Genomic DNA, 20,593 nt, shown 5'->3' with positions numbered 1-20,593 from the left:
CCCCGCGTGAGCACCCTGCTCGAGATCGCGGTCGTCATCCCGACCTTCAACGAGCGGGCGAACGTGCCGACCTTGGTCGCCAAGCTCGACCAGGCGCTGGCGGGACGGCGTTGGGAGGCGATCTTCGTCGACGACGACAGCCCCGACGGCACCGCCGACGCGGCGCGCGAACTCGGCCGGCTGGATGCGCGGGTGCGCGTGATCCATCGCATCGGCCGGCGCGGCCTGTCGTCGGCCTGCATCGAGGGGATGTGCGCGACCGCGGCGCCGGTGGTGGCGGTGATCGATGGCGACCTGCAGCATGACGAGACGCTGCTGCCGGCGATGCTCGACCTGTTGCAGCACGATGCCGACCTCGACGTGGTGGTCGGATCGCGCTTCGTCGACGGCGGCGGGACCGGCGACTGGGATCGTGACCGCGTCGCCAAATCGGCCTTCGCCACCAAGCTGTCGCGCCGGGTGCTGAAGGGCGACCTCAGCGATCCGATGAGCGGCTTCTTCGCCATCCGCACCGCCCACGTGCGGCGGCTGGCGCCCGACCTGTCGGCGATCGGCTTCAAGATCCTGCTCGACCTGATGACGACCAGCGCGGTGCCGCTGCGCTTTGCCGAACTCCCCTACACCTTCCGGGTGCGGACGGAGGGGGAGAGCAAGCTCGACCACGTCGTCGCGATGGAATATTTGATCGCGCTCTACGATCGGATGTTCGGGCGGTTCGTGCCGGTGCGCTTCGCGATGTTCTCCGGCATCGGGGTGCTCGGCGTCGGCGTGCATATGGGCGTGCTGGGTCTTGCCATGCTGGCGGGCGCGGGCTTCCTGTTCGCGCAGATCCTCGGCGCGTTGGCGGCGATGACGTTCAACTTCCTGCTCAACAACGCGCTGACCTATCGCGACCGTCGCCTGAAGGGTCTGCGGCAGCTGCTCGATGGCTGGGTGTCGTTCTGCGTCGTCTGCTCGGTCGGGCTGGTGGCCAATGTCGGCATCGCCGCCTTCGTCCACGACTTCCGCAACGGCGGTGCCGCCGCCTCGGCGCTGATCGGCATCCTCGTCGGTGCGGTGTGGAATTACGCTTTGTCGTCCAAGTTCGTCTGGGGCCGCTATTAGACCCAGCTTTTCAGCCACATCCAGCGGTGGAACGATCCCGGCCCGCGCAGTGCCGCAGCGGACAGGATGGGATAGAAGTGGACGAACAGGACGGCGGCGGCCATCAGGATCGCCTCGTCCCAATAGCGCAGCCGGACGCGCCAGTGATCGAGGGCGGCGGCGATGACGATGGCGAGCCAGATGCTCGACAGATAGTAATAATAATAGAAGCCCAAGGATTTGGGGATGATCGCCCACATCGCGACGCTGCCGATCCAGAGCAGCGCGACGCCGCCCGCCTTGCCGTCCCGCCCCCGCAGCCAGGCGAAGAGGCAGGCGAGCACCGCCACCAGGCCGCCCCACATCACCACCGGATTGCCCAGCATCAGCACCCCGCGTTGCGCGCCGTCCGCGGGTTCGTAGAAATACCAGACCGGCCGCCAGTCCATCGGCCAGGTCCACCAGCTCGACTGATAGGTGTGCGGCGGCAGCACCTGCGTCTGCTGGCGGTACATGTCGATCTGGAACGGCAGCAGCCGCGCGAGCGTCAGCGGCTCCTGCGCGTAGAGGAAGGCCGGCCAGAAGGTGAGGAGATAGGTGGCGCCGCTGACCAGGCCCAGCAGGGCCAGCGCGAGCAGCGGATGCAGACCCGGCCATAATGCCGGCCGCCGCCAGCGCGCCACGCAATAGGCAAGGCCGGCGAACCCGAGATAGGGCAGCGCCGTCCATTTGGTGCCGATCGCCAGCCCGAGCAGCACCGCGCCGAGCAGCCAGCGCCACCACACCGCGCCGCCGCGCGCCCGCATCGCCCACAGCAGCGCGGCCAAGCCAGTCACAACGAACGCCGCCATGAAGCCGTCGAGCATCGCGGTGCGCGCCTGGACGAAGACGGTGAAGTTCAGGAGGCTGAGGATCGCCCCGACGCCGGCCGTGCGCAGCCGCCCGAACAGCAGCCACAGGATGGCGAACACCCCCATCACCACCGCGCTCGCCGCAAGCGTCGACAGTGCGCGCCAGCCGAGCGGATTATCGCCGAACACCGCCATGCCGAGCGCGATCAGCGTCTTGCCGACCAGCGGATGCTCGATATTAGCCGGCCGGGCGAAGCTCGCCAGCAGCCGCGCGGCGGGGACGTAGTGCACCTCGTCGAACACCAGCACGTGCGGCGTGGTCAGCCGCCAGCAGAACAGGATCTGCGCAAAGAGGCCGATGAGCAGCGCGGCGGGCAGGGGGCGAGTGGGCAGACGCACGACGGGTCTTGTCTGCGGGGGCGGCCGGCTTGGCAAGTATGCATACTTGCACCCCCGCCGCCGGTCCGGCAAAGCGGCGCGCATGAAGCGCAAGGCCGGCCAGGACCCCTCGATCACCGCGCAATGGCGCCCCGCGACGCTGGCGGTGCGCGGCGGCACCGCGCGCAGCGAATATGGCGAAACCAGCGAGGCGCTGTTCCTCACCTCGGGCTATTGCTACGACAAGGCGGGCGATGCCGCCGCGCGCTTCGCCGGCGAGCAGGAGGGGATGACCTATTCCCGCCTCCAGAACCCGACCGTCGAGATGCTGGAAAAGCGCATCGCGCTGCTGGAGGGCGCGGAAGCGTGCCGGACGATGGCGAGCGGCATGGCGGCGATGACCGCGGTGCTGCTATGCCAGTTGCAGGCCGGCGATCACCTGGTCGGCGGGCGTGCCGCCTTCGGATCGTGCCGCTGGCTCACCGACACGCTGCTGCCCAAGTTCGGCATCGCCACCACCATCGTCGATGCGCGCGATCCGCAGCAGTTCCTCGACGCGGTGCGGCCGGAAACCAAGGTCTTCTTCTTCGAAACGCCCGCCAACCCGACGATGGACGTGGTCGACCTCGCCGCCGTCTGCGCCATCGCGCGCGAACGCGGCATCACCAGCGTCGTCGACAATGCCTTCGCGACGCCTGCCCTGCAGCGGCCGATGGACTTGGGTGCCGACGTCACCGCTTATTCCGCGACCAAGATGATGGACGGGCAGGGTCGCGTGCTGGCCGGCGCGGTGTGCGGCAGCGAGGATTTCATCACCAACACGCTGCTGCCCTTCACGCGCAACACCGGCCCGACGCTGTCGCCGTTCAACGCCTGGGTGGTGCTGAAGGGGCTGGAGACGCTCGACCTGCGCATCCACCGCCAGTCGGAGAATGCGCTGAAGGTCGGCCGCTTCCTGGAAGGACGCGTGCCCAGGATCCTGCATCCCGGCCTCGCCAGCCATCCGCAGCACGATCTGGCGATGCGGCAGATGCGCGCCGCCGGCCCGATCTTCGCCTTCGAGGTCGCCGACCGCGCGCAGGCGCACGGCCTGCTCGATGCGCTGACGCTGGTCGATATTTCCAACAATATCGGCGATTCGCGGTCGCTGATGACCCATCCGGCCTCGACCACCCATGCCGGCGTCGCGGAGGACAAACGGCTGGAGATGGGGATCGGCGAAGGCATGCTGCGCCTCAACGTCGGCCTCGAAGACCCGCAGGACGTGATCGACGACCTCGATCAGGCGCTGCGCCAGGTCGGGCTGTGAGGAAGCGGCCGTGAAGGAATTCTTTCCGCACGCCGCGACCACCGATGGGGTGACCGTGCGCGTGGCGGTAAGCTACCTGCCCGAACAGTCCGAGCCGCGGCGCGGCCGCTGGTTCTGGGCCTATCACATCCGGCTGGAGAACGGTTCCGACCGGGCCGTGCAATTGCTGACCCGCCACTGGATCATCACCGACGGCCGCGGCGCGCGCCATTCGGTGGAGGGGGAGGGCGTCGTCGGCGAACAGCCGCTGCTCGCGCCGGGTGCAAGCTACGATTACGTGTCCGGCTGTCCGCTCCAGACGCCGAACGGCGCGATGCAGGGCAGCTACCGGATGATCGCCGAGGATGGCGCCGAATTCGACGCCGCCATCCCCCGCTTCGTGTTGACCGCGCCGGCGGTGGAATCATGAAGCGGACGCACCTGCCGCTGAACGGTCTGCGCGTGCTGGACGCCGCGGCGCGGCACCTCAGCTTCACCCGCGCGGCGGACGAGCTGGCGGTGACGCCGGCGGCGGTCGGCCAGCAGATCCGCGCACTGGAGGATACGCTGGGCGTGGTGCTGTTCCGCCGCACCACCCGCGGCCTGGAGCTGACGCCGGAGGCGGAGGCGGGGCTGGCGCCGCTGCGCAACGGCTTCCTCCAGTTCGAGGAAGCGGTGCGCGCGATGCAGGCGGGGCAATCGTCCAAGTCGCTGACCATCGCCGCGCCGCGCGACCTGACCGAGAAATGGCTGATGCCGCGGCTGGCCGAGATCGCCAGGGCCGATGGCGAATTGCGCTTCGTGCTGCTGGCGGCGGACGATGCGGTGGATTTCACCGAGGCCAATCTCGACCTCGCGATCCGCTGGGGCGAAGGGCCGGGCGAGCATGAGGGCGAGGCGCTGGAATCGGAAGGCATGGTGACGATCGCCGCCGCCGGTGCCGGCGATGCGGTGATCGGCTGGCCGGGCGGCCCCGGTGGCGATGGTCCGGCACTGGTCCGCGTCGCCGACGCAGGTCTCGCCATCGATGCCGCGGTGGCGGGCCTTGGCCGGACGACGGTGTCCGAACTGCTCGCCGCCCGCGCGATTTCCAGCGGCGCGGTGTCGGTGATCGGCGATCCGCAGCCCTCCCGCATGGGCTATTGGCTGGTCGCGCCGCTGCCGCAATGGCGCCAAGCCAAGGTCCGCACGCTCGTGGATGCACTCACCGCCTGAGCCTCGTGCCGGTGAACATCATGGCCCGGGCACTCAGCGGTCGAAGAGCCGAGGACCAATCGACATTCGATCCTCCCCCGCCAGGGCAGGGCCATCGCATATGGCGATGATGGCTGCCGGCTGCGGGTGAAGGAGCATGCCATCGCGGCATCCTTCGTCACCCCGGACTCGTTCCGGGGTCCACCGTGCCGCAAAATCAAGAGCGTATTGGTGTGCGGCACGGTGGATGCCGGACCAAGTTCGGCATGACGGAGGATTAAAGAACACCCCCCCGGATCAGACAGTTTATATGCGATAGCCCTGGCGGGGGAGGATGAAGAGGAGCCCTCATCTTGAATGTCGATCAGCCCTAACTGCCGATCAGATCGAGCGCGCGCGTGACCAGTGCCAGGAACGGCGCTTCCTCCACCGCCGCGTCCGGGCGGTGCCAGCTGCCGGTGACGGCATACCAGCGGCCGTCCTTGGCCTGCACCAGCACGTTGAGCGCGATCACGCCCGGCTCCGACCCGCCCTTGAAGCCGACATACGCGAACCGGCCGGCGGTCGCAGGCGCGATGCCGTGGTTGATCGACAGGATGTCGCGCACCACCGGCCCGGCATCGCGCAGGCTGGCGAGCAGCCGGGCCATGTCGCGCGGGGCGGCGAACCACTCCACCCCTTCGCTCGCTACCGGCCCCGACGAGAACAGCAGTGGGTCGATCGGCGCGCCGGCGATCCTTTGTGCCTGCGCGGCGAGCATGGCGCGGCGCTGCGCCGGATCGGCCGCGATCCAGGCGGCGGTGAGCGCGCGATCGGCCTTGATCGCGAACGCCTCGCGCGTGGTCAGCACTGGCGTTGCGCCGCCGTATCGCGCCGCCATCGCATCCACCCGGTCGCGGCCGAGCAGGGTGAGCAGCGTATCGGTCGCGGTATTGTCGCTGATCGAAATCATCAGCGTCGCCAGCGTCTGCACCGTCACCGGCGCCCCCGCCGGCCAGCCTTGCAGGATACCCGAGGGCAGCGAGCGCGGGCCGACCGGCACCACCTCGTCCCAATGGCGGGCGCCGGCGGCGACCAGCCGCGCGGTTTCGGCCAGCACCCACAGCTTGAATGCCGAACCGAGCGGTGCCGGCCTATCGCCGCCGGTCGCGAAGACGGGGGCGGGCGTGTCGCCATCCAGCGCATAGAGCCCGAGTTGGGCGGTGCCCGGCAGGGCGGCCAGATCGGTCTGGATCCTGGCCGCCGTGTCGCCCGCCAGCGCGGTGCCGGTGATGAGCAGCCCGGTGATCGCATGCGGTGCGGCGGGATCGAGCACCAGCCGCATCGTCGCGCTGCCGCGTTCGTAGCGCAGCACCACCGTCGCCGCCCAGCGCCCGATCGGCTGGATCTGCGCGATCTCCCGCGGGGCGCCGAGCGTCGCGCGCAGGCTCTGGGTCAGGGATGCGAAGCGCGGGGCGGGCACCGCCTGGCGAAAGGCGGGAGCGAATAATGTGTCGTAGCCGGGCCTGCCGGCAAGCACCGGGATCAGCGCCTCGGCGCGGACGCGCACCGCGGGATCGGTCGCGATGGCGGGGGGCAGCGTCTGCGCGTTGGCAGCGAGCGGCGTGGCCGCGGCCAGCGCCAGGCTCGCGAGGATCAGTTCTTGAGCTTCCAGCCCTTTCGCAACAGCACGTAGCATGCGACCCCCAGCACGATGTCCACCGCGAGGATCGCGATGCTGCCGACGATGATGGGCGAATCGGCGGTGCCGAGGAAGCCGTATCGGAAGCCCGAGATGATGTAGAAGAACGGATTGGCGTGGCTGAACGCGCGGAAGGCGGGCGCCAGCCGGTCGACCGAATAGAAGGTGCCCGACAGCAGCGACAGCGGCGCGATGACGAAGTTGGTCACCGCCGCGGCATGATCGAACTTCTCCGCCCAGATCGAGGTGAGCACGCCCAGGAACGACAGGAACGCCGCGCCCAGGAACCCGAACCACAGGATGGCGAGCGGATGCACCGGCGTCACGTGCACGCCCGGATAGAGCGCCATCGCGCACCAGCAGATGAAGCCGACGATGAACGCCCGCGTCATCGCGCCGCCGACCAGCGCGGCAAGCAGCTCGGCGGTGGACAGCGGCGGTTGCAGGTAATCGACGATCGTGCCCTGGATCTTGCCGACCAGCAGCGAGAAGCTGGCATTGGCGAAGGCGGGGCCCATCATCCCCTGGCTGATGATGAGGCCCGGCGCGATGAAGTCGGCGAACGGGATCACCACGCCGCCGACGTGGACCGGGCTTTTCGCGCCGGTCGCGATGGTGAAGACGATCAGGAACAGCAGCGTCGTGATCGCCGGCGCCCATACGGTCTGGAGGTGGACCTTGAAGAACCGGCGCACCTCCTTCACATAGAGGGTCTTCAGGCCGCCCCAGTTGACGTTCCGGATCACCGGAACGCCGGGCGCGGACCGGATCGCCGATTGGATTTCGCCGATTGGGGGCTGGCTGCTCATGGGCCAAGCGGGTAACCGCAGCCGCAGCCTCCCGCAACCCGGCGCAAGAGTAAGGAAACACGAATGTCCTGGACCGACGAGCGGATCGACACGCTCAAGACGATGTGGGAGGCCGGGCAGACCGCCAGCCAGATCGCCGAGGCGCTCGGCGGAGTCAGCCGCAATGCCGTGATCGGCAAGGCGCATCGCCTGGGCCTGCAGTCGCGCCCGTCGCCGGTAAAGCCCAACGAGCCTGCCGCCGCCGCACCGGTCGCCGTCGAGCCGGAACCGGCACCGGTCGAGGCCGCGCCTCCGCCGCCCGTCGCTGCGCCGCGCCCGGCACCTGCGCCGGAGCCCGAGCCGGTCGCGGTCGAGATGGACGACGCGCCGGAGGAGGACGAGGAAGAGGAAGCGGTCGCCGCAGCGCCCGCCCGCCCGGAGCCGGCGCGCGAGCCGCAGCCGATCCTGCGCTCCGTCGGTCCCGGCGGCTTCGTGCGCCAGTCGCCCGGCGAGCAGCAGCCGCCCGCGACGCCGGCGCCGCCGCGCCGCCTGGTGCCGGCCAAGCCCTCGCCGGAGATCGCCGGCAAGACGACGTTGCTCGATCTTAACGACCGTATCTGCAAATGGCCGCTCGGCCACCCTGGCGAACCGGACTTCCACTTCTGCGGCGACAAGGTGAATCCGGGCTTCCCCTATTGTGTGCAGCATTGCGGCCACGCCTATCAGGCGCAGTTGCCCCGCCGCGATCGCCGCCCCCCGCCACCGCTGCCGTTCGGCGGCCCGCGGGTCCGCTGAGCCGGCAAGCCGGCGCAGGGCCGCCCGGCCGGCGCGGCTGTTACCGCGCCCGACGGCATGGAATGCAAAATTCCTCCCTCGCGAAGCGGGGGAGGGGGACCGCGGCCGCAGGCCGTGGTGGAGGGGGCTTCTCCGCGAGTACGACGTTCGTCGTCTACTTCCCCCTTCGTCAGCGCTCCCGCGCTGCCACCTCCCCTGGCGGGGGAGGGCTTTCCGTATTTAGTCCCGCCGCGGCAAGGCCACGTCGTCAGTTGTCGCGTTGCCGCGACGCTGGCCGGGCTGGGGCGAGTCCGCCGCTACGCGCTGCGTAGCGGCGGCCGCCCGGCGCCTTAGAACCGGAACGCCGCGGTCGCGCGCAGCGAGTGCCAGCGGAACTTCTCGTCGGAGCGGCGGAAGTCGGTCGAGGTGCCGCCCGATGCCAGCACGAACGGATTGGTCGCCGGCGCGGTGCCCTGCGTCACGCGCACGCGATAATCGTCGTCCTGATACTGGTGGTAGGTATATTCCATGCCGATCGAGAAGTTGCGGCCGATCTTCTGCTCGATGCCGCCACCGCCGACGATGCCGAACTGGCGGCGCTTGCCCGACTGGGCGAAGGCGTTTGCGGTGTTGGTCGAGGTGAAGTTGCGATCGATATCGGCATAGCCGGGGCCGAAGGTGCCGTAGAACAGCGTCGTGCCCGGCGCATAGCCGATGCGGCCGCGGATGCTCGCTTCCCACTTCACATCGCGGGTCATCACATAGTTCGCCGGCGTGGTCGAAAAGCCGCTGACGCTGTCGGTGATCTCGGTCTTGCCGAACTCGCCGAGCGCACCGATCACGATGTTGCCCGCCTGCGAATCCATGCCGACGCGGGCGTAATAGGACCAGCCGTCACGGTCGTTGCGGCAGCTTGCGGGCAGCGGCGTCGCCGCCACGGCGCGGCCGTTGCAGAAGCCGGGCGAAAAGGCGTTGGCGCCCGCGGCCGTGGTCACCGTGTCGCCGAAGCTGCCGTTCGAGCCGCGGTCGAACAGGATGCGCGAGCCGACATCGTTGGGCTGCACGTCATAGCCGCCGGCGGCGCCGACGTAGATGCCGTTGAACGGCGCATCCTCGGTCATCTCCTGCGCCTGGGCGGCGGTGGCGAAGCTGGCGGCGGCGAGTGCGCCGAGGATCAGGGTGTTGCGCATGGTGTCTCCCAACGGGCGGTTACAGTCGTGCGAGGAACGTCCGCGGCGGGGGTAATATGCAAGACGTGGGTGAAATGATGCACCTGTGGCTTTGATGCACCAGTCGGGAAACACCTCAGCAACACAGATGCTGCCGCGATGCTGGTATCGGCGTCGATGTTCCCTTATGGTTCCGTGCGATGGCCCAAGATCTGTTCGCGTCCTCCGCGGCGCCCGCCACTGATTACGATGCCTCCTCGATCGAGGTGCTGGAGGGGCTGGAGCCCGTGCGCCGCCGCCCCGGCATGTATGTCGGCGGCACCGACGAACGCGCGCTCCATCATCTCGCCGCCGAGGTGCTCGACAATGCGATGGACGAGGCGGTGGCGGGGCACGCCACCCGCATCGAGGTGACGCTGGAGGTCGGCAACCGGCTGACCATTGTCGACAACGGCCGCGGCATGCCGGTCGACCCGCATCCGAAATTTCCCGACAAGTCGGCGCTGGAGGTGATCCTCTCCATGCTCCATTCCGGCGGCAAGTTCGCCGGTAAAGCCTATGCGACCAGCGGCGGCCTGCACGGCGTCGGCGTGTCGGTGGTCAATGCGCTGTCGTCCGACACGACCGTGGAGGTCGCGCGCGACCGTCAGCTCTACCGCCAGCGTTTCAGCCGCGGGCAGACGCTGGGGCCGCTGGAGCATGTCGGCGCGGCACCCAACCGCCGCGGCACGTCGGTGGCGTTCACTCCCGACACGGAGATCTTCGGCCCCGAACTGGGCTTCAAGCCCAAGCGGCTCTACCAGCTCGTCCGCTCCAAGGCGTATCTGTTCGCCGGGGTCGAGATCCGCTGGCGGTGCGCGCCCGAACTGGTCGAGGGGACCGACACGCCGCCCGAGGCGGTGTTCCAATTCCCCGGCGGCCTCGCCGATCACCTGAAGGAGCAGATCGGCGGCCGCGAATGCGCCACTGCCGATTTCTTCGCCGGGCGGCAGGACTTTCCGGCCGAGCAGGGGCGGGTCGAATGGGCGGTCGCCTGGCCGCTGTGGAGCGACGGCAGCTACAGCTGGTATTGCAACACCATCCCGACCCCCGACGGCGGTACCCACGAACAGGGCTTGCGCCAGGCTTTGGTCCGCGGCCTGCGCGCCTTCGGCGAACTGGTCCACCAGAAGAAGGCGAAGGACATCACCGCCGACGACGTGATGGTCGGCAGCGAGCTGATGCTCAGCGTCTTCATCCGCGAGCCCCAGTTCCAGAGCCAGACCAAGGATCGCCTGACCAGCCCGGAAGCGGCCGGCCTCGTCGAAAAGGCGGTGCGCGACCATTTCGACCATTGGCTCGGCCACAACATGGACCGCGGCAAGGCCTTGCTCGGCTACGTGCTCGACCGGATGGACGAGCGCCTGCGCCGCAAGGCGGAGCGCGAGGTCAAGCGCAAGACCGCCACGTCGGCACGCAAGCTGCGCCTTCCCGGCAAGCTGACCGATTGCGCCGCCGACAGCCCCGAAGGCACCGAATTGTTCATCGTCGAAGGCGATTCGGCCGGCGGCTCGGCGAAACAGGCGCGTGATCGCAAGACGCAGGCGATCCTGCCGATCCGCGGCAAGATCCTCAACGTCGCTTCCGCCACCAGTGCCAAGATCGTCGCCAACCAGGAGATCGCCGACCTGATCCAGGCGCTGGGCTGCGGTACGCGCAAGGAGTGCGACCCGACGCAGCTGCGCTACGAACGCATCGTCATCATGACCGACGCCGACGTCGATGGCGCGCACATCGCGACGCTGCTGATGACCTTCTTCTTCCAGGAGATGCCCGACCTCGTGCGCCGCGGCCACCTCTACCTGGCGCAGCCGCCGCTCTACCGACTGACTGTGGGCGCCAAGTCGCTCTATGCCCGCGACGATGCCCATCGTGCCAAACTCGAACGCACCGCGTTCAAGGGCAAGAAGCCGGAGGTCGCGCGCTTCAAGGGGCTGGGTGAGATGAACCCCGGCCAGCTCCGCGAAACCACCATGGACCCGAAGACGCGCGGCCTGATCCGCGTGACGCTGCCCCAGGAATATGAAGAACGCGCAGGCGTGAAGGAATTGGTCGACCAATTGATGGGCAACAATCCTGCCCATCGCTTCGCCTTCATCCAGAAGAACGCGGCGCGGATGGACGAGGAAGCGATCGACGCGTGAGGTTGACCCGCCGCCTCGCCACCCCGTAAAGAAGGAATGGGCGGCCGTCGGGTCGCCCTTTCTCGTTTGGAGAAGAGGAGACCTCCCGTGACCATTACGCCACTCATGCCCGTCTATCCGCGGTGCGGGGTGCGTCCGGTCCGAGGGGAGGGGTGCCATCTGATCTCCGAGGACGGCAGCCGCTATCTTGACATGGCGGCGGGCATCGCGGTCAACGCGCTCGGCCATGGTCATCCGCACCTCGTCAAGGCGATCGCCGATCAGGCGGCGACGCTGATGCACGTCAGCAACCTCTACGGCAGCCCACAGGGTGAGGCTTTGGCGGAACGCATCTGCGCGCATAGCTTCGCCGACACGGTGTTCTTCACCAATTCGGGTACCGAAGCGGTGGAATGCGCGATCAAGACCGCGCGCCGCTTCCATTACGCCAATGGCGCGCCGGAGCGGACCAAGATCATCACCTTCAACAACGCCTTCCACGGGCGGACGATGGGGGCGATCTCGGCGACCAACCAGCCCAAGATGCGCGACGGCTTCGAGCCGCTGCTGCCCGGTTTCGCCTATGCGCCGTTCAACGACCTCGACGCCGCGCTGGCGCTGATCGACGATCAGACCGCCGGCTTCATGGTGGAGACGATCCAGGGCGAGGGCGGCGTGTCGGTCGGCACGCCCGAATTCATCACCGGCCTGCGCAAGGCATGCGACGACCACGGCCTGCTGCTGATCCTGGACGAGGTGCAGTGCGGCTACGGACGCACCGGCAAGATGTGGGCGTACGAGCATTACGGCATCGAGCCCGACATCATGTCGGTCGCCAAGGGCATCGGTGCCGGCTTCCCGCTCGGCGCGTGCCTTGCCACCGAGCGGGCGGCATCGGGCATGGTGATCGGGACCCACGGCTCCACCTATGGCGGCAACCCGCTGGCGATGGCCGCCGGGCAGGCGGTGCTCGACGTGCTGCTCGCCGACGGCTTCCTGGAGCAGGTCGAGGCGATGGGCGAGCGACTGCGCGGCGGCCTCGAACAGCTGATCCCCAACCACGACCATGTGTTCGAGGGCGTGCGGGGCAAGGGGCTGATGCTCGGCCTGAAGCTGAAGGCGGGCGTCGAGCCGCGCGAATTCGTGGCGCATGCGCGCGACAATCACGGGCTGCTGTTGGTCGCGGCGGGCGAGAATGTCGTGCGCATCCTGCCGCCGCTGGTGATCGAGGAGGCGCATGTCGCCGAATGCCTCGAGAAGCTCGGCACGGCGGCGCGGGTGTTCGCGGGCGCAAGCGACGATTGAGGATCATCGTCCTCCCCGGAACGGGGAGGGGGACCGTTCGCGAAGCGAATGGTGGAGGGGCAGACACGAGCGGCAGCATGGCTTGGCTGCCCCTCCACCAGCCTGCGGCTGGTCCCCCTCCCCGTTCCGGGGAGGAATTTTACGATGCGGCATTTCCTGAACCTGACCGATGCCGGCGCCGATGGCGTCGCCGCGATGCTCGCCGATGCGATGGATCGCAAGGCGGCCCGTGCCGGCTGGCCCAAGGGGCGCGTCGACGCCGATGCGCCGCTCGCCGGCCATGTGCTGGCGATGATCTTCGAAAAGAATTCGACGCGCACCCGCGTCAGCTTCGACATGGCGATCCGTCAGCTGGGCGGCACCTCGATCGTCATGGACGCAGGCTCGATGCAGCTGGGACGCGGCGAGAGCATCGCCGATACCGCCCGCGTGCTGTCGGGTTACGTCGATGCGATCATGATCCGCACCGACGATCATGCCAAGGTCGAGGACATGGCGCGCCATGCCGGCGTGCCCGTCATCAACGGCCTGACCGACGCGTCGCACCCCTGCCAGATCATGGCGGACCTGCAGACCATACTGGAGGATGGCAAGGCGCTGCCGGGCCTCAAGGTCGCGTGGCTGGGCGACGGCAACAACGTGCTCGCCTCGCTGATGGAGGCAGCCGGCCTGATGCGGTTCGAGGTGGTCGCCGCCTGCCCGCAGGGCTTCATGCCGCCGGAGGAGGACGTGGCGCTCGGCCAGGGCCATGCGCGTGTCGTCGCCAGCCCGCAGGAGGCGGTGGCAGGGGCGGACGTGATCGTCACCGACACCTGGATCTCGATGGGACAGGCGCAGGCCGACACCAAGCTTGCGGCGATGATGCCCTATCAGGTCGATGAAGCGTTGATGGCGCATGCCAGGCCCGATGCCCGGTTCCTCCACTGCCTTCCCGCGCACCGCGGTGAGGAGGTGGTGGATGCGGTGATCGACGGCCCGCAATCGCTGATCTGGGCGGAGGCGGAGAACCGCCTGCATGCGCAAAAGGCGGTGCTGCGCTGGGTGTTCGGCCAGATCGGGTAAGGCGGTTCGTCATCCCGGCGTAGGCCGGGATGACGAATGAGGCGCCAAACTTGACCCCTGCAGCCCCGCGCCCCATCTCGCCGCCATGCAACAGACCATGACCGATCTCGATCGCGCGCTCGGCTTCGCGATCCCCTCCCGCTCGGCGCGCGGCCGGGTGGTGCGCCTGGGGCCAGCGCTCGACGCGGTGCTCGCCGCGCATGCCTATCCGCCGGCGATCGAGGCGCTGCTCGCCGAGGCGCTGACGCTCGCCGCACTGATCGGTTCGACGCTGAAGGACCCGACGGGCCAGCTGACCATGCAGACGCGGACGGAGAATGGCGTGATCCGCCTGCTCGTCTGCGATTATCGCGGCGGCGAGGTGCGCGGCTATGTCGACTACGACGCCGAGAAGCTGGCCACGGCGCCCGAGCAGCCGACGCTGTTCGCGCTGTTCGGTCAGGGCTACCTCGCCATCACCTTCGACCTCGCGACCAGCGGCGAACGCTACCAGGGCATCGTGCCGCTCGACGGCGAAACCCTGTCGGAGGCGGCGCAGACCTATTTCGTCCAGTCGGAGCAGATCCCCAGCCTGGTGCGCGTCGGCATCACGCGCGACGCGGCGGGGCGGCGGGTCGCCGGCGGCCTGTTCCTCCAGCACCTGCCGGAGGGCGAAGTGGGTCGCGAGCGCCTGCATACCCGGCTCGATCATCCCGAATGGGAGCATGTCCAGGCGCTCGGCCAGACGATGGGCGTCGACGAGCTCGCCGATCCCGCCGTGTCGCTGGAGACGCTGGTATGGCGGCTGTTCAACGAGGAGGCCGATGTGCGGGTGCTGGCCTCGACGCCGCTGTCGCGGGGCTGCCGTTGCACGGGCGAATATATCGCCAGCGTGCTGTCCAAATTCTCCGTCGAGGAACGGCGCGAGATGGCCGACGACAGCGGCTTCATCCAGGTCGACTGCGCCTTTTGCGCGACCAAGTTCCCGGTTCCCGCGGAGCTCGATCCGGTCGCCTGACCCGCTTCGCCGTGCCGGTGCGCCGCTTCGTCGTGCACACAATAAGTCCACGGAACGCAACGCTTTAAGCCGATTTTAACCGGCTCCCCTTATCGGAAAGGGCGTGCATGTTTTCGAATGTCGCACGCTTTTCTCCCTAAGAGCGTTGACGCGCTCTTACCCTTAAAAGGGCCGCCTCACCCGCGGCCCTTTTCTTTTGCGCACCGTTGGCCTAGCGCGGCGCGGATCATGACCATTGCATCCCAGGCCGCGCCGTTGGCCGTCGTGCTCGTGTCCGGCGGACTCGACTCGATGATCTCCGCTGCGAGCGCGCGCGAGGCGGGCTATCGCCTGCTCGCGCTGTCCGTCGACTACAACCAGCGCCACCGCGTCGAACTCGCCGCTGCCCGTCGTGTGGCGACGGCGCTCGGTGCCGAGCGCCACATCGTGCTGCCGCTCGACCTCTCCGCGTTCGGCGGCTCGGCGCTGACCGACGATATCGCCGTACCGAAGGAGGGCGTGGGCGAGGGCATTCCCGTCACCTACGTACCGGCGCGCAACACCATCTTCCTCAGCCTCGCCCTGGGCTGGGCGGAGGCGGCCGGCGCACGCGACCTGTTCATCGGCGTCAACGCGCTGGACTATTCGGGCTATCCCGATTGCCGGCCCGAATTCATCAGCGCGTTCGAGGGGCTGGCGGAGATCGCCACCAAGGCGGGCGTCGAAGGGCAGCCGTTCCGCATCCACGCACCGCTCCAGCATATGACCAAGGCGGATATCGTACGGGAGGGCACGCGGCTGGGCCTCGACATGGGGATCAGCTGGTCGTGCTACGATCCGGCACCCGGCGGCGTGCATTGCGGCACCTGCGACAGCTGTCGCCTGCGCTCCAAGGGGTTCCAGGAGGCCGGCATCGCCGATCCGACGGTCTACGCCGTCCAGCCGTGAGGCGCGCATGAGCTATGCGGTCAAGGAGATGTTCCTCACCCTGCAGGGCGAGGGGGTGAACGCCGGACGGCGCGCGGTGTTCGTGCGCTTTGCCGGTTGCAACCTGTGGAGCGGCCGCGAGCAGGATCGCGCCACGGCGGTCTGCCGCTTCTGCGACACCGATTTCGTCGGCACCGATGGCCTGGGCGGCGGCAAGTTCGCCGACGCGGCGGCGCTGGTCGCCGCGGTAGCGGGCTTCTGGGGCGAAGGGGTGGACGAACGCTTCGTGGTAGTCACCGGCGGCGAACCGATGCTGCAGGTCGACGATGCGTTGGTCGACGCCCTGCACCATGCGGGCTTTCGCATCGCGATCGAGACGAACGGCACCCTGCCGGTCCACCCCGGTATCGACTGGGTGTGCGTCAGCCCCAAAGCGGGCAGCACGGTGGTGCAGCAGTCCGGCGACGAGTTGAAGCTGGTGTGGCCGCAGCCGGGAATCGACCTGGAGACGGTCGAGAGCTGGGCATTCGCCAACCGGCTGCTCCAGCCGATGGACGATGCGCGGGGGGCGGCGAACGTCGAGGCGGCGATTGCGCTGGTGATGGAGCGGCCGCAATGGCGCCTGTCGCTGCAGACGCACAAGATGCTGGGCCTGCGGTAGAGCCGATCGCACCTGCCTGTCGCAGGGCAAGCGATCGGCTCCACCGGGCGTCAGCGTGCCGCGGTCTGCGTGGCGGCGGTCGGCGCCGCAGCCGCAGTGGCCACCGGGGCCGGCGGCCAGACGAAGGCACCGCACTTTTTGACGACCCAGCGTCCCTTCTTGTCGTAGCAGACAGGGTCGATGCGCGGCTGCGAGGCATAGTCGCGGCCGAGCGCGCGTGAGAAATGCTGTTCGCCATAGGGCGTCAGGCTGTTGCGCAATTCGCGGATGCGGGTCAGGGCAAGATCCCCGAACTGGCCACGCGGCGTGAACACCGCCTCGCGACCGATCTCGCTCGCCGTCTGGCAGAAGTTGAGCTGGGCTGCGACCGCCGCGAAGCTGGAATACAGCCGCGTGCCGAACTGATCGAGCGCAGTCTGCCCCTCTTTGGCCGACTTGGCGGTGCGGGTGAAATATTTGTTCAGCGCGTCGAACGATGCCTTCAACTCGGCCTGGTGGTCGGTCAGGATGGCATTGTAGTTGGTGACGGTGAGCAGCGTCGGTTCGAACTGGCATTGCAGCGCCGCGACGTTGAGCGCCGCGCGCAGGTTCCACGCCATCGCCGCGCGAATCTCGGTATCGGTGGCACCGGGCAGCACCTGGCCGAGGCCCGCTTCGGTCCCCTTGACCGTTTCGCCGCGGAAATCGTGCGAGCGCAGGTAGAATTGGGCCGAGGCGGGCGCAGCCGCCGCCGTCAGGCCGATCGCCACGCCGCCAAGCGCCAGCGCGGTACGCAACAGGGTCATTTCACCTATCCTCCCGAAGGATCGTTATCGGCGAATTCTAGATGGTTTTGCCCCCCGACCCAATCCCCGATTAAGCATATCCGCGGCAAAATCAGACGAAATGCGGCCAAGCGTTGGAACATAATAGAAAAGGCCGCCCGGTTGCCCGGACGGCCGTTTCGATGTCGTAATGACCTTACGGTAAAACCCTTGCGGGTTATTACATCGCGTTGGTGGTCATCGTGTCGTTCGACATCATGGTGTCGTTCGACATCATGGTGTCGTTGGCCATCATGCCACCGTTCGACGCGCCGTCGACGGCGGTCATGTTGTCGCTCATGGTGCCCATGTCGTCGGTGGTGTTCAGGTCGGTGACCATCGTGTTGTCGGTGGTGGTCTCGGTCTTCGGGCCACAAGCCGACACGGCGAGCGCGGCGCCGGCGATCAGCGAGCCGGTCAGGACCTTGGAGATGATTGCACGCATTGGAAGCTCCCTAGATAAGGATTTGGACGGCTTGCTGGCCCTTTAATACCCAAATCGCGGTGGACATTAATCGCATAATGCCCGGCCCTCAAGCCTCGTTTTCTGCGCCTACGCCTCGGCAGGACAGGAAAGCGACGAGAGGAACACCGGCGCGGTCAACGCCAGGGCGGCGTCAAAGGTTGCGAGGTCGGCGTCGCGGCCCAGCGCGGCGAGGCTGGTGACCGGATAGTCCGGCAGGCCGCACGGCACGATGCCGGTGAAGTGGGTGAGGTCCGGCGCGACGTTCACGGCGAGGCCGTGCAGCGTGATCCACCGCCGCACGCGCACGCCGATCGCGCCGATCTTCGCTTCCGGGCCGCCATCGCGCGTCCAGATGCCGACGCGCCCCTCCGCCCGGAACGCCGAGACGCCCAGCCGTTCGAGGGCGGCGATCACCCAGCCTTCCACGCCGTGGACGAAGCAGCGCACGTCGCGCCCGCGCCTGCCTAGGTCGAGGACCATGTAGACGATACGCTGGCCGGGGCCATGATAGGTGTATTTGCCGCCCCGCCCGGTGGCGATCACCGGAAAGCGCGGGTCGATCAGGTCGCCCGCCACCGCGCTGGTGCCGGCGGTGTAGACCGGCGGATGTTCGAGCAGCCAGAGCAATTCGGGCGCCTCGCCCGCCAGCACGGCGGCGGCGCGCGCCTCCATCGTCGCCAGCGCTTCGTCATAGGGGGTGAGGCCCGGCGACACCCGCCATTCGATCCCGTCGATCTCGGTCATGCCGGTCCATGTGTGCGAGCGCGCGGGTGCTTGCAAGTTGGCGAGTGGCCAAGCCGCGGCGCTTGGGCTAACCGGACGGCATCACCGCAAGATGGGGCGATGCCGGATGGTCAGGATGGGCAATGTGTGGGATCGCACCGTCGAGGTGCTGAACGGACGCGGCGGTATGCTGGCGGGCGTCGCCATCCTGACGCTGTTCATACCGCCGGCGCTCGCCTCGGCGTTCGGCGCCTATGTCGCGCCGGGCATGGCCCGCTCGGCAGGCGCGCTGCTGCTCGCCCTCGCGACGACACTGGTCGCGCTGTGGGGGCAGCTGTGGATCATCGCCGCCTCGATCGATCCGGCGACCGATCGCGAGGCGGCGCGGCGGCAGGCGAATGCGCGGCTGCTGCCGGCGTTGCTCGTCGCGCTGGTGCTGGGCTTCGCGCTGATCGTGGCGATGCTGCCGGCGGTGGCGCTGATGGCCGTATCCGGCGTCAACGTCGCGGCGATGAGCGCGGGCACGGCACCGACCGTCACCGTAACCGGCTCGACGCTGCTCGCCAGCCTCTATGTGATCGTGCTGCTGGTAGCGATCCTGTTCGTCGGCGCCCGCATGCTGCCGCTCTATGCGGTGGTGCTGCGCGAGCGGCTGGGCCTCGCCGCGATCAAGCGCAGCTGGCAGCTCAGCCGCCGCCACACCTGGCGGATCGTCGGCGTCGTGCTGCTGTTCATGGTGGTGCTGCTGTTCGCGACCACTGCCGCGCAGTTCGCCGTCGGCCTGATCCTGCGCCTGATCCTCGGCGCCGATGCGCGCGCCACCGTCGCCTTCCTCGCCACGCTGGCCGGGCAGGCGGCGTCCACCGCGCTGACGCTGGTCGCGATCGTCTTCTCGGCGCAGCTCTACCTGTCGCTGGTCGCCCGCGAACAGCTGCTGCGCGACCGCGCGGGCCAGGCGGCGGCGTGAAGGTCACGCTCGCCGCGCTGCTCGCCGATGCCTGGGCGCTGTTCCGGCGCGATGCCGACCTGCTGCTGCGCGTCGCCGGCCTGTTCTTCTTCCTGCCGACCTACGCGCTGCTGCTGCTCGTCGGGCCATTGCCGCTGCCCGACCCGGAGATCGCGGACACGCAGGCGCGCGCGCAGGCCTGGATGAATGCGCTCGACACCTGGGTCGGCGATTACGGCCTGGGATCGGTCGTCGCTTACGCCGTCACCTATTTCGGCTTGGCCCTGCTGTTCTGCCTGTTGCTCGATCCCGTCCGCCCGACGCTGCGGGAGGCGATGGGGCGCGCCGCGCGCCTATTCCCGCGTTTCATCCTGGCGATGGTGGTCGTGTCGATCCCGTCCGGCGCGGGTATGTACCTGCTGCTGCTCCCCGGACTGTGGCTGATGAGCCGCTTCATGCTCGCTGGCCCGATTCTCTTCGCAGCAGGCGCTGGCACGCCACGGATCGGTGCCATCGCCGCGATCGGCCGGTCGTGGCGGGCGACGCGCAAGGCGCAGCTGTCGCTGCTCGGCGCGATCGTCACCGTCTATCTCGCCGCGTTGCTGGCGGGGCAGCCGTTCATGCTGTTCGCGCGCTGGCTGGGCGGGGAGGGTGGCGGCAATCCGCTCGGCGTGGCGATCGCCGATGCCTGTGCCGCGGGCGTCGCGATGCTGACGCAGGTCGCCGGCGGCCTGATCGCCGTCGCCGCCTATCGCCGATTGTCGGAGCCGTCCGCCAGATAGGGAACATGCCGCCCCATGTCGGGCGGCAGCAGGCCGAGCGCGCGCGGATCGGGGAAGGTTTCGATCGTCCGCCTGACCGCGACGAACCCCTGTGCGCGGTAGAAATTGAGCGCGGAAGGGTGATCGAGCGTGCAGGTATGCACCCACACCCGCCGGACACCCGGTACCCACGCGCGCGCCATCGCCTCCGCCATCAGCCAGCGGCCATGCCCCTTGCCGGCGAGTTCCGGAACCAAGCCGAAATAGGACAATTCGCAGGCGCCCTCATGCCGGAAATCCAGTTCGAGCAGCCCGACCTCGACGCCGGCGGGATCGACCGCGGCGAAGACCTGCACCCGCGCATCGTGCACGATCGCGGTCAGCGCGGCATCGTCCATCGCGAGGCGCGAATACCACAGCCATGGCCCGCCGACGCGCGCGAAGAGCATCCGGTACTTGGCCGATTCGGGCCGCGCCCAGCGCACCAGCCGCAACGGTGAGGCGGGCAGCGGCCGCAGCGGCGGTCGGCGCGTCATCTCCAGCGTGGTGACGATCGTCGCCAGCTCGCGCGGATCGACCGCGATCAGCGCCACGG

General features: G+C 68.6%; 21 protein-coding genes. 13 read left to right on the top strand and 8 right to left on the bottom strand.

All coding sequences use genetic code 11. The features are described 5' to 3' along the window. The first annotated feature begins 6 nt into the window (after positions 1-6). Positions 7-1,104 (top strand): glycosyltransferase family 2 protein, encoded by a 1,098-nt coding sequence (locus ACTZQ5_RS00735; RefSeq protein ID WP_443583239.1) that lies wholly within the window; start codon positions 7-9, stop codon positions 1,102-1,104. On the opposite strand, the gene ACTZQ5_RS00730 is transcribed toward ACTZQ5_RS00735, so the two are convergent. After that, on the bottom strand, positions 1,101-2,333 hold the full coding sequence (locus tag ACTZQ5_RS00730; RefSeq protein WP_443583238.1) for a phospholipid carrier-dependent glycosyltransferase: 1,233 nt from the start codon (positions 2,331-2,333) through the stop codon (positions 1,101-1,103). The genes ACTZQ5_RS00735 and ACTZQ5_RS00730 overlap by 4 nt on opposite strands. Before the next feature lie 82 nt (positions 2,334-2,415). On the opposite strand from ACTZQ5_RS00730, the gene ACTZQ5_RS00725 reads away from it, so the two are divergent. From ACTZQ5_RS00725 to ACTZQ5_RS00715, 3 genes are read left to right on the top strand one after another with little or no spacing between them, the layout of a single operon-like run. Then, the gene (locus ACTZQ5_RS00725; RefSeq protein ID WP_443583237.1) at positions 2,416-3,621 is read left to right on the top strand and encodes a trans-sulfuration enzyme family protein; all 1,206 of its coding nucleotides are present in this window, start codon (positions 2,416-2,418) and stop codon (positions 3,619-3,621) included. 10 nt (positions 3,622-3,631) lie between these two features. Continuing rightward, a complete protein-coding gene (gene apaG / locus ACTZQ5_RS00720) occupies positions 3,632-4,030 on the top strand; it encodes a Co2+/Mg2+ efflux facilitator ApaG/CorD (protein ID WP_443583236.1) in 399 nt (132 codons plus the stop codon). Next, on the top strand, positions 4,027-4,815 hold the full coding sequence (locus tag ACTZQ5_RS00715) for a LysR family transcriptional regulator (RefSeq protein ID WP_443583235.1): 789 nt from the start codon (positions 4,027-4,029) through the stop codon (positions 4,813-4,815). Before apaG ends, ACTZQ5_RS00715 begins: the two co-directional genes overlap by 4 nt. A gap of 349 nt (positions 4,816-5,164) precedes the next feature. Here the strand turns inward: ACTZQ5_RS00715 and ACTZQ5_RS00710 are convergent, their stop codons facing one another. Further along, the gene (locus ACTZQ5_RS00710; RefSeq protein WP_443583234.1) at positions 5,165-6,472 is read right to left on the bottom strand and encodes a serine hydrolase; all 1,308 of its coding nucleotides are present in this window, start codon (positions 6,470-6,472) and stop codon (positions 5,165-5,167) included. Further along, a complete protein-coding gene (locus ACTZQ5_RS00705) occupies positions 6,430-7,284 on the bottom strand; it encodes an ABC transporter permease (protein ID WP_443583233.1) in 855 nt (284 codons plus the stop codon). Before ACTZQ5_RS00705 ends, ACTZQ5_RS00710 begins: the two co-directional genes overlap by 43 nt. A gap of 63 nt (positions 7,285-7,347) precedes the next feature. Here ACTZQ5_RS00705 and ACTZQ5_RS00700 point away from each other — a divergent pair, with 63 nt between their 5' ends. Continuing rightward, positions 7,348-8,058 carry a GcrA family cell cycle regulator gene (locus ACTZQ5_RS00700; protein ID WP_443583232.1) on the top strand — a complete coding sequence of 237 codons (711 nt, stop codon included), beginning with the start codon at positions 7,348-7,350 and terminating at the stop codon, positions 8,056-8,058. 329 nt (positions 8,059-8,387) lie between these two features. Here ACTZQ5_RS00700 and ACTZQ5_RS00695 read toward each other — a convergent pair whose 3' ends face one another. Then, the gene (locus ACTZQ5_RS00695) at positions 8,388-9,227 is read right to left on the bottom strand and encodes an outer membrane protein (protein WP_443583231.1); all 840 of its coding nucleotides are present in this window, start codon (positions 9,225-9,227) and stop codon (positions 8,388-8,390) included. Between the two features lie 179 nt (positions 9,228-9,406). Here ACTZQ5_RS00695 and parE point away from each other — a divergent pair, with 179 nt between their 5' ends. The 6 genes from parE to queE all read left to right on the top strand — a co-directional run bounded on the left by parE (position 9,407) and on the right by queE (position 16,299). Then, complete coding sequence (parE, locus tag ACTZQ5_RS00690; protein ID WP_443583230.1) at positions 9,407-11,389, top strand: DNA topoisomerase IV subunit B; 1,983 nt, start codon at positions 9,407-9,409, stop codon at positions 11,387-11,389. Positions 11,390-11,476: 87 nt separating this feature from the next. After that, a complete protein-coding gene (locus tag ACTZQ5_RS00685) occupies positions 11,477-12,673 on the top strand; it encodes an aspartate aminotransferase family protein (RefSeq protein WP_443583229.1) in 1,197 nt (398 codons plus the stop codon). 144 nt (positions 12,674-12,817) lie between these two features. Then, a complete protein-coding gene (gene argF / locus ACTZQ5_RS00680; RefSeq protein ID WP_443583228.1) occupies positions 12,818-13,735 on the top strand; it encodes an ornithine carbamoyltransferase in 918 nt (305 codons plus the stop codon). A gap of 85 nt (positions 13,736-13,820) precedes the next feature. Further along, positions 13,821-14,732, top strand: coding sequence for an Hsp33 family molecular chaperone HslO (locus ACTZQ5_RS00675; protein ID WP_443583227.1), 912 nt, complete (start codon positions 13,821-13,823; stop codon positions 14,730-14,732). 228 nt (positions 14,733-14,960) lie between these two features. Continuing rightward, complete coding sequence (gene queC / locus ACTZQ5_RS00670; RefSeq protein WP_443583226.1) at positions 14,961-15,659, top strand: 7-cyano-7-deazaguanine synthase QueC; 699 nt, start codon at positions 14,961-14,963, stop codon at positions 15,657-15,659. Positions 15,660-15,666: 7 nt separating this feature from the next. Next, positions 15,667-16,299 carry a 7-carboxy-7-deazaguanine synthase gene (queE, locus tag ACTZQ5_RS00665; protein WP_443583225.1) on the top strand — a complete coding sequence of 211 codons (633 nt, stop codon included), beginning with the start codon at positions 15,667-15,669 and terminating at the stop codon, positions 16,297-16,299. A 50-nt stretch (positions 16,300-16,349) separates the two neighbouring features. On the opposite strand, the gene ACTZQ5_RS00660 is transcribed toward queE, so the two are convergent. The 3 genes from ACTZQ5_RS00660 to lipB all read right to left on the bottom strand — a co-directional run bounded on the left by ACTZQ5_RS00660 (position 16,350) and on the right by lipB (position 18,312). After that, on the bottom strand, positions 16,350-17,084 hold the full coding sequence (locus ACTZQ5_RS00660) for a hypothetical protein (RefSeq protein WP_443583224.1): 735 nt from the start codon (positions 17,082-17,084) through the stop codon (positions 16,350-16,352). A gap of 199 nt (positions 17,085-17,283) precedes the next feature. Then, positions 17,284-17,547 (bottom strand): hypothetical protein, encoded by a 264-nt coding sequence (locus tag ACTZQ5_RS00655; protein ID WP_443583223.1) that lies wholly within the window; start codon positions 17,545-17,547, stop codon positions 17,284-17,286. 108 nt (positions 17,548-17,655) lie between these two features. Then, positions 17,656-18,312 (bottom strand): lipoyl(octanoyl) transferase LipB, encoded by a 657-nt coding sequence (lipB, locus tag ACTZQ5_RS00650; RefSeq protein WP_443583222.1) that lies wholly within the window; start codon positions 18,310-18,312, stop codon positions 17,656-17,658. A gap of 115 nt (positions 18,313-18,427) precedes the next feature. Between lipB and ACTZQ5_RS00645 the strand changes: the two genes are divergently transcribed. Together ACTZQ5_RS00645 and ACTZQ5_RS00640 are read left to right on the top strand one after the other, a co-directional pair. Beyond that, positions 18,428-19,258, top strand: a complete 831-nt coding sequence (locus ACTZQ5_RS00645; protein ID WP_443583221.1) for a DUF7847 domain-containing protein — start codon at positions 18,428-18,430, stop codon at positions 19,256-19,258. Continuing rightward, a complete protein-coding gene (locus tag ACTZQ5_RS00640) occupies positions 19,255-20,019 on the top strand; it encodes a hypothetical protein (protein ID WP_443583220.1) in 765 nt (254 codons plus the stop codon). Before ACTZQ5_RS00645 ends, ACTZQ5_RS00640 begins: the two co-directional genes overlap by 4 nt. Here the strand turns inward: ACTZQ5_RS00640 and ACTZQ5_RS00635 are convergent. Then, positions 19,986-20,591 carry a GNAT family N-acetyltransferase gene (locus ACTZQ5_RS00635; protein ID WP_443583219.1) on the bottom strand — a complete coding sequence of 202 codons (606 nt, stop codon included), beginning with the start codon at positions 20,589-20,591 and terminating at the stop codon, positions 19,986-19,988. The genes ACTZQ5_RS00640 and ACTZQ5_RS00635 overlap by 34 nt on opposite strands. Positions 20,592-20,593: the final 2 nt, after the last annotated feature.

This window comes from Sphingomonas cellulosilytica (assembly GCF_052321755.1).
Lineage (GTDB): Bacteria > Pseudomonadota > Alphaproteobacteria > Sphingomonadales > Sphingomonadaceae > Sphingomonas.
Note: the sequence above shows the minus strand (reverse complement) of the source record. Positions and strands in the feature narration are given on the sequence as shown.

Coding starts and splice junctions, on each gene's coding strand:
- ACTZQ5_RS00725 (WP_443583237.1), top strand. CDS start 2,416: ATGAAGCGCAAGGCCGGCCAGGACCCCTCGATCACCGCGCAATGGCGC.
- ACTZQ5_RS00715 (WP_443583235.1), top strand. CDS start 4,027: ATGAAGCGGACGCACCTGCCGCTGAACGGTCTGCGCGTGCTGGACGCC.
- ACTZQ5_RS00710 (WP_443583234.1), bottom strand. CDS start 6,472: ATGCTACGTGCTGTTGCGAAAGGGCTGGAAGCTCAAGAACTGATCCTC.
- ACTZQ5_RS00705 (WP_443583233.1), bottom strand. CDS start 7,284: ATGAGCAGCCAGCCCCCAATCGGCGAAATCCAATCGGCGATCCGGTCC.
- ACTZQ5_RS00700 (WP_443583232.1), top strand. CDS start 7,348: ATGTCCTGGACCGACGAGCGGATCGACACGCTCAAGACGATGTGGGAG.
- ACTZQ5_RS00695 (WP_443583231.1), bottom strand. CDS start 9,227: ATGCGCAACACCCTGATCCTCGGCGCACTCGCCGCCGCCAGCTTCGCC.
- parE (WP_443583230.1), top strand. CDS start 9,407: ATGGCCCAAGATCTGTTCGCGTCCTCCGCGGCGCCCGCCACTGATTAC.
- argF (WP_443583228.1), top strand. CDS start 12,818: ATGCGGCATTTCCTGAACCTGACCGATGCCGGCGCCGATGGCGTCGCC.
- ACTZQ5_RS00675 (WP_443583227.1), top strand. CDS start 13,821: ATGCAACAGACCATGACCGATCTCGATCGCGCGCTCGGCTTCGCGATC.
- queC (WP_443583226.1), top strand. CDS start 14,961: ATGACCATTGCATCCCAGGCCGCGCCGTTGGCCGTCGTGCTCGTGTCC.
- queE (WP_443583225.1), top strand. CDS start 15,667: ATGAGCTATGCGGTCAAGGAGATGTTCCTCACCCTGCAGGGCGAGGGG.
- ACTZQ5_RS00660 (WP_443583224.1), bottom strand. CDS start 17,084: ATGACCCTGTTGCGTACCGCGCTGGCGCTTGGCGGCGTGGCGATCGGC.
- ACTZQ5_RS00655 (WP_443583223.1), bottom strand. CDS start 17,547: ATGCGTGCAATCATCTCCAAGGTCCTGACCGGCTCGCTGATCGCCGGC.
- lipB (WP_443583222.1), bottom strand. CDS start 18,312: ATGACCGAGATCGACGGGATCGAATGGCGGGTGTCGCCGGGCCTCACC.
- ACTZQ5_RS00645 (WP_443583221.1), top strand. CDS start 18,428: ATGGGCAATGTGTGGGATCGCACCGTCGAGGTGCTGAACGGACGCGGC.